This window comes from Zobellella maritima (assembly GCF_003075035.1).
GTDB classification, from domain to species: Bacteria; Pseudomonadota; Gammaproteobacteria; order Enterobacterales; family Aeromonadaceae; genus Oceanimonas; species Oceanimonas maritima.
Genome location: NZ_QCZE01000005.1, coordinates 86,443 through 99,433 on the forward strand (window position 1 = coordinate 86,443; position 12,991 = coordinate 99,433).

The window sequence follows — 12,991 nt, forward strand, 5'->3', positions numbered from 1 at the left end:
CGTGCCTGAACACGGGCGGATCAGTAGACAGTGGTTACTTTCCGATACAAAAACTCGAGAAAATTCTGCCCAGCAGGTCATCGGAGGTGAATTCACCGGTGATCTGGCTCAGTTGTTCCTGGGCCAGGCGCAGTTCCTCGGCCACCAGTTCGCCGGCCATGTATACCTCCAGCTGTTCCTTGGCCATGATCAGGTGCTGGTCGGCGTGGTGCAGGGCGTCCAGGTGGCGCTGGCGGGCGCTGAAGCCGCCTTCGCCGCCGCCCTGAAAGCCCATGCAGGCCTTGAGATGCTCCTTGAGCGCCTCCACACCCATGCCGGTCTTGGCGGAGATGGGGTAAACCGGGTGTTCGCCGTCGCTGACCACTGTCATTGCTTCGCCGCTCAGATCTGCCTTGTTACGCACCACGGTCAGACCGATATGGGCGGGCAGCCGATCGACGAAATCGGGCCAGATATCCTTGGGATGCAAGGCGTCGGTGGTGGTGCCGTCCACCATAAACAGGATGCGGTCGGCCTGCTCGATCTCGCTCCAGGCCCGCTCTATGCCGATCCGCTCTACCGCATCGCTGGCTTCGCGCAGGCCGGCGGTGTCGATGACATGCAGCGGCATGCCGTCCAGGTGGATATATTCCCGCAGCACGTCCCGGGTGGTACCGGCGATATCAGTGACGATGGCCGACTCCTTGCCGGCCAGGGCGTTGAGCAGGCTGGACTTGCCGGCGTTGGGCCGGCCGGCGATCACCACCTTCATGCCTTCGCGCATGATGGCGCCCTGGCGAGCCTGGCGCTGGACTTCGGCCAGCCGATCCATGATGCCGTACAGCTCACCGGCTATCTTGCCGTCCGACAGGAAGTCGACTTCCTCTTCGGGGAAGTCGATGGCCGCCTCCACATAGATTCGCAGGTGAGTGAGTGCTTCCACCAGCTCGTGAACATGGCTGGAAAACTCGCCCTGCAGCGATTGCAGTGCCGAGCGGGCCGCCTGCTCACTGGAGGCCTCGATCAGGTCGGCGATGGCCTCGGCCTGGGCCAGATCCAGTTTGTCGTTGAGGAAGGCGCGCTCGCTGAACTCACCGGCCCGGGCCGGACGCAGTCCGGGCAGGATAAGGATCCGGCGCACCAGCATGTCCAGTACCACCGGGCCGCCGTGGCCCTGCAGTTCGAGCACGTCTTCGCCGGTGAAGCTGTTGGGGCCCTTGAACAGCAGGGCGATGCCCTGATCCAGCACCAGCCCCTGTTCGTCGGTAAAGGGCAGGTAGTCGGCATAGCGCACCCTGGGCACCTTGCCGAGTACGGCCTGGGCCACGGTCTCGGCCTGGGGGCCTGAGACCCGGATTATGCCCACGCCGCCCCGCCCGGGGGCGGTGGCCTGGGCCACTATGGTATCGTTCGACATCTGTTCTGTTACTCCACAAATAACGCTGGCGAGGGTAAAGGAGTGCGCCTGGTCGATCTCCCGTTTAAGGGATGAAGCGGAGAGCGTACAGCGAGACATGCACAGCATGCCGGCAAAGCGTATTCCTTTGCCCTCGGGGGCAGAAAAAAGGCGACCCGGGGGGCCGCCTTTAGTGTATTGATTTATGGCGCTACCGGCCAGCGGCCTTAAGAGGCGGCCTTGCTGTGCAGGCCTTTCTTCTCCAGCTGGCGGAAAATAAACCACTGCTGGGTGATGGTGACCACGTTGCTCACCAGCCAGTACAGGGTCAGACCGGCGGGGAACCACAGGAAGAAGAAGGTAAAGATGATGGGCATGAACTGCATCACCTTTTGCTGCATGGGGTCGGTGACCGTGGTCGGACTCATCTTCTGGATCACGAACATGCTGGCGCCCATCAGGATAGGCAGCACGAAGTAGGGATCACGGACAGACAGATCGTCAATCCACAGGAAGAAGGGAGCGTGGCGCAGCTCGACCGATTCCATCAGTACCCAGTAAAGGGCAATGAAGATAGGCATCTGCACCAGGATCGGCAAACAGCCGCCGAGTGGGTTGACCTTCTCTTTCTTGTACAGCTCCATCATGCCCTGGGACATCTTCTGGCGGTCGTCACCGTAGCGCTCGCGCAGGGCAACCAGTTTGGGTTGCAGCATGCGCATCTTGGCCATGGAGGTGTACTGAGCCTTGGTCAGCGGGTACATGATACCGCGTACCGCGAAGGTGGTCAGCACGATGGCCAAGCCCCAGTTGGAAACCAGGCTCTGCAGGAATTGCAGCAGCTTGAACAGCGGCTGGGCGATAAACCACAGCCAGCCGTAGTCGACGGTCAGATCCAGGTTTTCGGCGGCGGCGGCCATTTCATCCTGCAGCTTGGGTCCCAGCCACAGCTTGGCGCTGATGGTCTGCTCGGCACCGGGGGCGACCTCCACCAGCGGCGCCTTGAAGCCGATGATGGCCTCACCGCTATTGGTCCGGGCACGGCTGTAGAGCTGGTTGGTTTCCTGTTCGGGGGCAATCCAGGCAGACACGAAGTAGTGTTGCAGCATGCCGACCCAGCCACCTTCGGTGGTCTGGTTCAGGTTGGCTTCGCGCACATCCTGGAAATCGTACTTTTCATACTTGGTGTCTGCGGTGGAGTAGGCCGGGCCACGATAGGCCGACGCCATCAGCGCATTGCCGCCCTCGGCATCGGGGTCCACTTCGCTCTGTTTCAGCTGACCATAGAGCTGGGCCTGGACCGGTTCGGCACTGCGGTTGTCTATCTGGTAACCCACTTCGACCAGGTGCTGGTTACGATGCAGGGTAAAGATCTTGGTAAAGACAACGCCACTTTCGTTGGTGAAGCTCATGGGCACGGTCAGGCTGTCCTGGCCGGCGGCCAGTTCATAGGAGGACTGTTCGGCCCGATATACAGGGCGACCCTCGGCACGGGCGTCGGGGCCGTCACGGCCAATCAGGCCGCTCTGGGCTACATACACAAAATCCGCACCATTACGCAGCAGCACGAACTTGTCCTCGGAGTTCAGCTCGTCGTCGTGCTCCAGCAGTTCGGCATGCACCACATCACCGCCCCGGGTGTCGACAGACAGCTTGAGGGAGTCGGTGGTGATGGTGACCAGGCGGCGGGTAGCGGACACGGGGCCGTTGGTGGCGGGGATATCGCTGTCGGCCTGGTCCGACTCGGGAACAAACGAGTCGCTGCTGTCGGGGCTGGTTTGGCTCGCCTGCACCGGGTCTGGCTTGGGCGCTTTATCCGTTTGCCACTGTTGCCAGATGAGGAAACTCACCAGCAGCAGTGCGATCAGAAGTATATTGCGTTGAGATTCCATAGTTTATTTTCTTCGCTCTGTCGGGACCGGATCGTGGCCGCTTGGACCTAAAGGGTGGCATTTTAATAGACGTTTGACGGTTAACCAACCGCCTTTTAAAAAACCTTGTAGCCGAATGGCTTCAATAGCGTATTGAGAGCAGGTGGGAGTGAAGCGGCACCTGGGTCCAAGCAGGGGACTGATGACCAGCTGATAAAGGCGGATCAGGCCTATGCTGAGCCATTGCAACGGCGAGAAAGGGTACGCCATAGTCTATCCACCAGCTCGAACAATTCGTCATTGGGCACATCCCCTATGCCTTTCTTGGCGATCACGACAATATCAACGGCGGGCAGCTGATGTTGCTTGAGGCGGAAGGCTTCGCGGGCAACACGCTTGATCCGGTTGCGCCAAACAGCACGTTTCAAGGCTTTTTTGGGTACGGCAAGGCCCAGCCTGGGATGACCCAGTTCGTTTGGTTTGGCAAGCAGTGTGAGATGGGGAGATGCGGCTCTGACGGGGTTGTCGAAGACGTTTTTGAAATGTGCGGGAGTTAACAAGCGTAACTCCCGTGGGAAGGTGTGCCTGGCCATTAGGCGCTCAGACGGGCACGACCTTTGGCGCGACGGGCAGCCAGTACTTTACGGCCATTTTTGGTAGCCATGCGAGTACGAAAACCGTGGCTGCGCTTGCGCTTCAAATTAGAAGGTTGAAAAGTGCGTTTCATAGTAGTTATTACCGCTGTGTCAGTTTGCTGTACAGTTTGACCATGAACCCGATAGACGCATAAACATCACCGAGACGGCCCCACCAAAGAGGCCGAATTCTAAACAGTTCTGGATATAACGTCAATCGACATGGTGTTGATTGATGACCCCGGATGGTAAGTATTTCACCGGCCAGGATCGATCCCGGGATCCTCGGGGATCGCGGGGCAGAGATTATACAGCCCCCTGATACAGGTGCAACTAAAAGCGCAGGGATCCGGATCCCGGCAGGGGCCGTTCAGGCACCGCCGGTTTGCTCCGGCAGCACCTTGCGCAGGAAGGCGCGGGTGCGTGGATCGCTCGGGTTGGTCAGCAGCCTGGCCGGTGGCCCCTGTTCCACGATGCGGCCGCCATCCATGAAGATCACCCGATCCGCCACGTCCCGGGCGAAGCCTATTTCATGGGTAACCACCACCATGGTCTGATGTGCCAGTGCCAGCTTTTTCATCAGCCCCAGGACTTCTTCCACCCACTCGGGATCCAGTGCCGAGGTCGGCTCGTCAAACAACATCACCTTGGCATGGCTGGCCATGGCCCGGCCGATGCCGACCCGCTGCTGCTGGCCGCCGGACAGGGACGAGGGATAGGCGTCGGCCTTGTCCGCCAGGCCGATATCCGCGAGGATTCGCAGGGCTTCTTCCCTGGCTTCCTGTTTGGGGCGCTTCCAGACGGTGATCAGGCCTTCGGCAATATTGTCCCGGGCACTCTTGTTGGCGAACAGGGCATAGTTCTGGAACACGAAGGAAGTACGTTTGCGCAGCGCTATGGCTTCTTTATCCGTGTGCCTGGCCAGGTTAATCCAGAAATCGTCGATATCCAGGGTGCCTTCTTCCGGCGTTTCCAGCAGGTTCAGGCAGCGTAGCAGGGTGGACTTGCCGGTACCGGAAGGCCCCAGGATCACCACGATTTCGCCTTTTTTAATCTCCAGGTCTATGTTGTTGAGTACGGTCTGGCCGTTGTAGATCTTGGTCAGATTGTGAAGTTTGATCATGGCGGCCCTAATAAGCTGAATTCATACGACGCTCCAGACGGGTCTGGATATGGGTAAAGAAGATCACCACCAGCCAGTAGATAATGGCCACCGCGATAAAGGCTTCAAAAAACTTGAAGCTGCTGGACGCCTCTTTCTGGGCCGAGGCCATGATCTCGGCCACGCCCAGGGTAAAGGCGAGGGAGGTGCTCTTGATCATGTCGATAAAATAGTTCATCAGCGACGGGGTGGCGATGCGTGCTGCCTGAGGCAGGATAATGCGTTGCATCGCCTGCCAGCGGGTCATGCCGATACTCAGCGAGGCTTCCATCTGGCTCTTGTGGATACCCAGGATGGAGGCGCGGATCGACTCGGCCATATAGGCGGCGAAATGTAGGGTCAGACCGATTACCGCGGCACTGAAGGCGTTGAGTCCGATAAATATCGGCATGATCTGCGGCAGGCCGTAATACAGCAGGAACAGCTGCACCAGCAGCGGCGTGCCCCGGAAAAAGGAAATAAACAGCTTGGCCAGGGCATTGAGCAGTGGCAGCTCGAAGGTCCTGATCACCGCCAGCAGCACGGCGATGATCAGGGCAAACAGGAACCCGAGTAGCGCCATTTCCATGGTGGTGCCCAGGTACCCGAGCAGGATGGGAAACAGCGACAGGGTATAGCCGAGGTCGAATTGCATGGCCGTTACTTACTGGTGACGTCGACGCCGAGCCATTTTTCAGAGATATTCGCCAGGGTGCCGTCGGCACGCATCTCTGCCAGGGCAGCGTTCACTTCGGCCAGCAGCGCCTGCTGCTCGGGGCCCTTAACGAAGGGGAAGGCGTTCTCCAGGGTATCGAAGGGGGCGCCGGCTAGTTGCAGGGGCAGGCCGGATTCCTTGATCAGCTGGGCCGAACCGACGCGATCCATCACGAAAGCATCGATGCGGCCCAGTACCACGTCCTGTTCCAGATTAGTTTCGTAGGTGATGATGTTGATTTCATTGTTCACGTCATGGGCGCGCATCAGCTGTTCGAAGTTGGAGCCCAGGTTGACCGCCACCTTTTTGCCCTTGAGGTCAGCCAGACCCTGAATGCTGTCGTTGCCCTGCCGGACCACTATCTGGGCGCCATCATAGACATAGGGGTCGGCGAAGTCGTATTTGGCCAGGCGTTCCGGAGTAATGGTGATCTGGTTGGAAATGGTGTTGATGCGGCCGGTTTCCAGCATGCCAAACAGGCCGGAGAAGTTGGCGGTGACAAACTCCACATCATGCCCGGCGCGTTTGCCGATTTCTTTCCAGACGTCGACTTCGAAACCCTGCAGTTCATCCTGCTTCACGAAGGTGAAGGGGAAGTAGCGACCGGACATGCCGACCTTGATGGTATCGGCCAGTGCGGCCGGGGCGTTGGCCAGGGTGGTCAGCAGCACAAGGGCGGTAACCAGGCTCTTCAGTGGATGACGCATAATATTCTCTCTAATAAATGATGTCTGCCGGATCCTAAAGAACCAGGTCGGCAAGTGAAAGACGTATTTTTTATAAAGCATAACCCGAATGACCAGTATAATCTTTTGTAAAGTGCATCATTATTGAACTAATGTTGCATTATTATACAGCACCTAGTATAGCTCGCCGGTTGCGTCCGGGGGCGGTGGGGCATGTTCCCGGGCGGGGGCGAGGCCGGGTCGTTCGCGCCCGTCATTGAGTAACCAGCGGATGAACTGGCGGGCCGCGGCCGAGGTATGGCGGTGACTGGGCTCCATCAGGGACAGAAACCCCTTGCTGGCCATGTGTTCTGGCAGGGCCTGCACCAGGGAGCCTTCTTTCAGGTAGGGAGCCAGCAGCCTGGACCAGCCGAGGGCGATGCCTTGTCCGGCCAGGGCGGCCTGCATCAGCAACTGGTAGCTGTTGGCCCTCAGGGTGCGTCTGGGCGCCTGATAAGGCTCTCCGACCGCCTGAAACCAGTCTTCCCAGGTCAGCCAGTCATGATAGAAATCCTCCACCACCAGCATGCTGTGCTGTTGCAGCATCTGCTGCGGGCTGAGCACCGGACCGGCCTGCAGCAGATAACCGGCGCTGCACACGCAGATCACGTCTTCCTGTTCGAAGAGCGGAGTGATATGGACCCCCTCCGGCGCCATTTCACCGGGGATCTGATAATAGAGCGCCAGATCGAATTCACTCAGATCAAGGCGGCGGGGATCTTCCATGGTCAGGATACGGATATCCAGCTGGGGACAGGCTTGATGTAATTCGGGCAGCTTGCGGGTCAGCCACATGGATGCCACCGTCGGGCTGGAAGCCAGGGTCAGTTGCAGCGCGCCCTGACGCCGGGTCAGGGCGGCGGTGCCGCTGGCCAGTTCCCGCAGCAGGCGTTGCACCAGGCGGAAATAACTTTCTCCCGCCGGAGTCAGCTCGACTCCCAGGGCATCCCGTCGAAACAGCGGGCGACCCAGGGATTCCTCCAGGCGCTTTATTTGCCGGCTGATGGCGCTCTGGGTCAGGCTGAGCTCATTGGCTGCGTGGGTGAAGCTCTGGCTGCGGGCCGCGGCTTCGAAGGCCTGCAGGCAGTTAAGGGGAGGTAAGGGCTTGATCCGTTCGGACATAGAAGCTTCCTGCGGCTGTCCTGTGCTGATAAACCCCTACCTTACTCCCAGCGGGTGGCCCAAGGCTACTGCGCGACCCTGGGAATACGGCTATCCCAGCATTTTTCGTGACACTGCTCCCCATTCAGCCAAGCAAGCTGCTTGCCACTCAGGTAGAAATGGTCCCGGTCACAGGACAACTGCAGCTCACTTTCCACCCTTACTTCCCACTCGTCCCGGCCGGCCCGGTACAGCCAATGGATATCGGCGCAGGTGGCATCGGGATCATAAGGACGGGTACGGTATTCTTCGGTGGCTTTCTGCTCCACCCAGAGGCCGTGGTCCAGGAACCGATAGCTGCCCATGTCGTCGTCGATCCGCACGCAGACCTCGCCGCTGGCCACGTCCTCGCTGATGGTTCGCCTGGGGCTGGCTTCGCGCAGGAATTCCATGGCCACGGGAGGGGCCGCTTCCGGCGGCTGGAAGGGATTGTCGATGGTCCCGCCCTGGAATACCGGCAGTTCCAGGCGCTGCAGGCCCGGGACCAGACTCAGGGTGGTAAGCCTGGGGCTGGGCCAGAGCAGGGGGAAATGGGCGGTGGCGATGGCGATGCGCAGCCGATGGCCGGCCGGCACCCGGTAACCGATATTGTCCAGTTCCACCTCGAATGCCATCTCCTCGCCGGGGATCGGTGGGGTAAGCCGGGCCGGATCATCGCGCAATGCCAGATTCAGGGTGCCGTAGCTTATCAGGGTGGCGCGGCCGTCCGGCGCTATATCATTCAGACGCACCGTGACCTGGCCGCAGTCCTGATCGACCTTGCCCCGGAGCGCGACCCTGGGGTTGCCCAGCAGGGCCAGGGGGGCGGTCAGCGGTGCGCTGTCGAAACACAGGGAATGGGCATCGTCACGGCGCTGATCGGTGGGAAAGTCGGGACCGAACCAGATGGCACAGTACTCGCCGCCATGGACTCCGGTGGTGAGCGGAGAGCAGACGGTGGCGATCCGGGTCAGTGAGTGCTCACCTTGCTCGAGTCCGCCGTCGGCCAGGCTAAAGTCCAGCCGTTCAACCTGGCTGCCGGGCCAGCCGTCGGTCCGCACCCAGTGGCCGGGCCGGTGAGCGCTCATGGCGGAAGGCGGCTGGGCATCCTGCAGGTAGAAGGTACATTCGGGCTCGTCCATGATGCCGGTGTCCATGCCCTTCAGCCAGTGATCCCACCAGCGCAGGGCTTCCTGCAGGAAGCCGATGGCCGGATCCGGGATGGCGAAGTGGGGATACTTGTGGATCCAGGGACCGATCAGCGCCTTCTTCGGGCACTTGAGCCGTTCCATCATCCGTACCGGGGTATTGCGATAGGCATCGCCCCATCCCCCCACACAGTACACGGCAGCCTCGATATCCCCGTAGTCTTCACAGATGGAGCCATGGGCCCAGTAGTCGTCCCTGAGCGAGTGCTGCAACCAGTTTTCGGCCAGCAGCGGCATGTTATCCAGACGGTGTTTCCACATCGACTGCCAGGCATCGCCCACCAGCCGGGGATCCGGCACGGCGGCGGAAAAGCTCAGCATGGTCGCGGCCCAGCCCAGGTTTTCCAGCAGCAGGTTGCCGCCCTTGTAATGGATATCGTCCGCATAGCGATCGTCGGTGGAGCAGAGGGTGATGATCGCCTTCAGTGCTTTGGGTTTGCGTGCCGCCACCTGCAGGCCGTTAAAGCCGCCCCAGGAGATGCCCATCATGCCGATATTGCCGTCGCACCAGGGCTGCCGGCAGAGCCAGTCGATTACCTCGAGGGCATCGTCCTGTTCCTGCCGCAGATATTCATCCAGCATCAGTCCGTCGGACTCGCCGTTGCCGCGGATGTCCACCCGCACGCAGGCATAACCATGACCCGCCAGATAAGGGTGGGTGAGGGCGTCGCGCACCGCGGTGCCGTCCAGCTTGCGGTAGGGCAGATATTCCAGGATGGCGGGCACCGGGTTCTGCTCGGCATCGGCGGGCAGCCAGATGCGGGCAGCCAGGCGGGTGCCATCCTTGAGGGGGATCAGCAGGTGTTCTATTTCGCGTACCTGGTAGGGAAACTCATGCTTGATTTGCATTGGCCTGCGTTCCTTTAAAAGAGTGTGAGGGAGTGTGCGAGTCGGCGACCTGGGTTGTGGCGTGGTCCGGCTCCAGCAGGGCCGGATTGGAGAGCCATCGCCACAGTGAGGCACTGGCCAGCAGTATGATGAACATGGCGGGCAGGCCACCCAGGTTGGACAGCATCTTGACGCCGTCCAGGCCGACAAAGGCCACCATGATCCAGGACACCACACCGATAATGGAGCCCCACAATACTTTCATCGGCAGGCCGGTGTTGAGGTCGCTGTCTGCGGTCAGGCCCCGGGTGCAGAGGCTGCCGATGGCATCGGTGTTGGAGTCGGCGGCGGTCACATAAGAGACGTAGGCGATAAACAGCAGCAGCACAATCATCAGCTGGCTGCCCGGCAGCTGCTCGAACAACCGGTACAGCACATGTTCCACGCCCTGGTTGTTGAGCACCTCGTTCAGCCCCGCCGCCTGGTGCATTTCCAGGTAGATGGCGGCACCGGAGAAGATACAGATCCAGGCAATGGCGAACAGGGAGGGGAACAGCAAGTTAATGCGGATGAACTCGCGCACCGTATAGCCGCGGGCGATCTTGCCGAGGAACAGGGCGCTGATGGGTGCCCAGGCAAACCAGACCGCCCAGTAGAAGATGGTCCACCACTGGGGCCAGGGATCGCCGGCGGCGGAACCGCTGAACAGGCTGCGGCTGAAGAAGCTGTCCAGATACAGGCCGAACGACTCGGCCCCCAGGGAGATCATGAAGACGCTGGGGCCGAAGGCAAAGACGAACAGGCCGAGGAACAACAGCAGCCAGGCATTGAGTGCCGACAACCGGGCGATGCCCTTCTTCAGGCCGCTGGCGGCGGACAGCACGAAGGTGAGTACGATGACGGCGATGATGACGCCGAGGCGCAGTGGGCTGGTGTCTCCCCCCAAGTACTGGCCCATGCCGCCGGCCAGGGTCAGGGCACCGGTGCCCAGGGATGAGGCCATGCCGGCCACCAGGGCATAGAGGGCGATGGCGTCAATCATGCCGCCGAAACGGCGGGTGTTGCCGGCGCCCAGCACGGGTTCCAGCATGCTGCCGATGGAAAAGCGCTTGCGCTGATTATAGAAGGCCAGGGCAAACACCAGGGAGGGAATGGTGTAGATGGCGTAGGGGGTAAAAGACCAGTGCAGGAACATGGTCGAAACCGAGAACAGAGCGGCATCGGCAGAGCCGGGCTCGAGGCCGGCACTTTCGGGCGGTCCGTACAGATGATAGAGGGGCTCGGCCGTGGTCCAGAACAACACCCCTACCGCCAGGGTGGTGCACAGGGTGATGGAAAACCAGCGAAGCTTGGACAGCAGGGGTTCGGCGTTATCTCCGCCGATGCGGATCTTGCCCAGGGGGGAAAAATAAACGACCACCGCCAGCACCAGCAGATAGAGGCTGCCGATATTAAACAGCCAGGAAAAATTCTGCAGGATGGCATTGTTCAATGCTTTGGTGGTGGCGAGGAAGGTATCCAGATCCAGGTAGCTGGTCACCAGGGCGGCGAGCAGCAGCAGGAAGGTGGGCCAGAATACCAGGGGCCTCAGATTGGTAGACAACATAAACATCACTCCGTGACGGTGTTTGATAGATCCTCGGGTGGCCGGGCTGTGGGAAACAGCCCTTGTTGCGACAACCCGGCATGACATGCTGCGAGTTTGGCGAGTGGCGAGGATCCGCTCAATCAATTTCTGGACATGGGGTCATGCCGCTGGATCATGAACGGGGCGGGATCCCTTTTCAGTCCCCGGGATCCTGACAAGCCCGGGGTGTGGGTAGCTTGTTTATAAAATAGTGGATCCTGTGTATGAGGTTGTGATGATCCTGGATAAGTCAAGGATCATATTTTCCAAGATCGGCACGATCCGGCTAGAGATCGGCCCCTCGGCTAAGTAGAATAACCCCCCCTTGATCAGATCCCTTAATTGCAGGAGTTTAGATGAGCGCTATGCTTTGGCAGCAGTGCCTGGACCGGCTACAAGATGAATTGCCTTCGGCGGAATTCAGTATGTGGATCCGGCCACTGCAGGCTGAGTTGGGCGACAATACCCTGACCCTGTTTGCCCCCAACCGCTTCGTGCTGGATTGGGTGCGTGATAAGTATCTAATGCGGATCAACGGTTTGCTGGGCGAGTTTTGCGGCAGCAACTGCCCCGTGCTCAAGTTCGATGTGGGCAACAAGCCGGCGCAGGTGAACCTGGTGGCCAACAGCAAGCCCCAGGAAAAGGTGCAGATGGCGCCTTCCTGGATCACCCAGGCCGAGGACAAGCCGCAGATCAACCACAAGAGCAATATGAACACCAACTATACCTTCGATAATTTCGTCGAGGGTAAGTCCAACCAGCTGGCACGGGCGGCGGCCCGTCAGGTGGCGGACAATCCGGGTGGCGCCTACAATCCGCTGTTTTTGTACGGTGGTACCGGTCTGGGCAAGACGCACTTGCTGCATGCGGTCGGCAACGGCATCCGTGCTCGCAAGACCAACGCCAAGGTTATCTACATGCATTCCGAGCGCTTCGTGCAGGATATGGTGAAGGCGCTGCAGAACAATGCCATCGAAGAGTTCAAACGCTACTACCGTAGTGTCGACGCCCTGTTGATCGACGATATTCAGTTCTTCGCCAACAAGGAGCGTTCCCAGGAGGAGTTCTTCCACACCTTCAATGCGCTGCTCGAAGGCAACCAACAGATCATCCTGACCTCGGACCGTTACCCTAAAGAGATCAACGGGGTGGAGGATCGGCTCAAGTCCCGCTTCGGCTGGGGGCTGACGGTGGCGATAGAGCCGCCCGAGCTGGAAACCCGGGTCGCCATTCTGATGCGCAAGGCGGCGGAAAACAACATGCATCTGCCCGATGAGGTGGCCTTCTTTATCGCCAAACGGCTGCGTTCCAATGTGCGTGAGCTGGAAGGGGCGCTGAACCGGGTGATAGCGAATGCCAACTTCACCGGCCGGGCCATCAACATCGATTTCGTGCGTGAGGCATTGCGTGATCTGCTGGCTTTGCAGGAAAAGCTGGTGACCATCGACAATATCCAGAAGACGGTTGCCGAGTATTACAAAATCAAGGTGGCGGATCTGCTGTCCAAGCGCCGTTCCCGCTCGGTGGCGCGTCCGCGTCAGCTGGCGATGGCGCTGGCCAAGGAGCTGACCAACCATTCGCTGCCCGAGATCGGCGATGCCTTCGGCGGTCGCGACCACACGACCGTGCTGCACGCCTGCCGGAAAATTGGGCAGTTGCGTGAAGAGAGTCATGATATAAAGGAAGATTATTCTAACCTCATCCGTACCCTTTCTTCCTGATTCGG

At 59.9% G+C, this 12,991-nt stretch carries 12 protein-coding genes; 1 reads left to right on the forward strand and 11 read right to left on the reverse strand.

The window, feature by feature from the left end:
- Window positions 1–34: 34 nt before the first annotated feature.
- The 11 genes from mnmE to DCS96_RS16505 all read right to left on the reverse strand — a co-directional run bounded on the left by mnmE (window position 35) and on the right by DCS96_RS16505 (window position 11,244).
- On the reverse strand, window positions 35–1,396 hold the full coding sequence (gene mnmE / locus DCS96_RS16455; protein WP_116475500.1) for a tRNA uridine-5-carboxymethylaminomethyl(34) synthesis GTPase MnmE: 1,362 nt from the start codon (window positions 1,394–1,396) through the stop codon (window positions 35–37).
- A 206-nt stretch (window positions 1,397–1,602) separates the two neighbouring features.
- Window positions 1,603–3,267, reverse strand: a complete 1,665-nt coding sequence (yidC, locus tag DCS96_RS16460; RefSeq protein ID WP_116475501.1) for a membrane protein insertase YidC — start codon at window positions 3,265–3,267, stop codon at window positions 1,603–1,605.
- Window positions 3,268–3,270: 3 nt separating this feature from the next.
- Window positions 3,271–3,516, reverse strand: a complete 246-nt coding sequence (gene yidD / locus DCS96_RS16465; RefSeq protein WP_116475502.1) for a membrane protein insertion efficiency factor YidD — start codon at window positions 3,514–3,516, stop codon at window positions 3,271–3,273.
- Window positions 3,477–3,839, reverse strand: coding sequence for a ribonuclease P protein component (gene rnpA, locus DCS96_RS16470; RefSeq protein ID WP_116475503.1), 363 nt, complete (start codon window positions 3,837–3,839; stop codon window positions 3,477–3,479). The genes yidD and rnpA overlap by 40 nt, the downstream gene beginning before the upstream one ends.
- Window positions 3,839–3,973, reverse strand: coding sequence for a 50S ribosomal protein L34 (rpmH, locus tag DCS96_RS16475; protein ID WP_116475504.1), 135 nt, complete (start codon window positions 3,971–3,973; stop codon window positions 3,839–3,841). Before rpmH ends, rnpA begins: the two co-directional genes overlap by 1 nt.
- 278 nt (window positions 3,974–4,251) lie before the next feature.
- Complete coding sequence (locus DCS96_RS16480) at window positions 4,252–5,004, reverse strand: amino acid ABC transporter ATP-binding protein (RefSeq protein WP_116475505.1); 753 nt, start codon at window positions 5,002–5,004, stop codon at window positions 4,252–4,254.
- 7 nt (window positions 5,005–5,011) lie between these two features.
- The gene (locus DCS96_RS16485; protein ID WP_116475506.1) at window positions 5,012–5,677 is read right to left on the reverse strand and encodes an amino acid ABC transporter permease; all 666 of its coding nucleotides are present in this window, start codon (window positions 5,675–5,677) and stop codon (window positions 5,012–5,014) included.
- A gap of 5 nt (window positions 5,678–5,682) precedes the next feature.
- Window positions 5,683–6,444 (reverse strand): amino acid ABC transporter substrate-binding protein, encoded by a 762-nt coding sequence (locus tag DCS96_RS16490; RefSeq protein ID WP_116475507.1) that lies wholly within the window; start codon window positions 6,442–6,444, stop codon window positions 5,683–5,685.
- A gap of 153 nt (window positions 6,445–6,597) precedes the next feature.
- Window positions 6,598–7,584, reverse strand: coding sequence for a LysR substrate-binding domain-containing protein (locus DCS96_RS16495; RefSeq protein ID WP_116475508.1), 987 nt, complete (start codon window positions 7,582–7,584; stop codon window positions 6,598–6,600).
- Between the two features lie 65 nt (window positions 7,585–7,649).
- Window positions 7,650–9,659: a CocE/NonD family hydrolase gene (locus DCS96_RS16500; protein WP_116475509.1), complete on the reverse strand. Its 2,010-nt coding sequence runs from the start codon at window positions 9,657–9,659 to the stop codon at window positions 7,650–7,652.
- Window positions 9,643–11,244 (reverse strand): BCCT family transporter, encoded by a 1,602-nt coding sequence (locus tag DCS96_RS16505; RefSeq protein ID WP_198650113.1) that lies wholly within the window; start codon window positions 11,242–11,244, stop codon window positions 9,643–9,645. Before DCS96_RS16505 ends, DCS96_RS16500 begins: the two co-directional genes overlap by 17 nt.
- 377 nt (window positions 11,245–11,621) lie before the next feature.
- On the opposite strand from DCS96_RS16505, the gene dnaA reads away from it, so the two are divergent.
- Window positions 11,622–12,986 carry a chromosomal replication initiator protein DnaA gene (dnaA, locus tag DCS96_RS16510; protein WP_116475510.1) on the forward strand — a complete coding sequence of 455 codons (1,365 nt, stop codon included), beginning with the start codon at window positions 11,622–11,624 and terminating at the stop codon, window positions 12,984–12,986.
- Window positions 12,987–12,991: the final 5 nt, after the last annotated feature.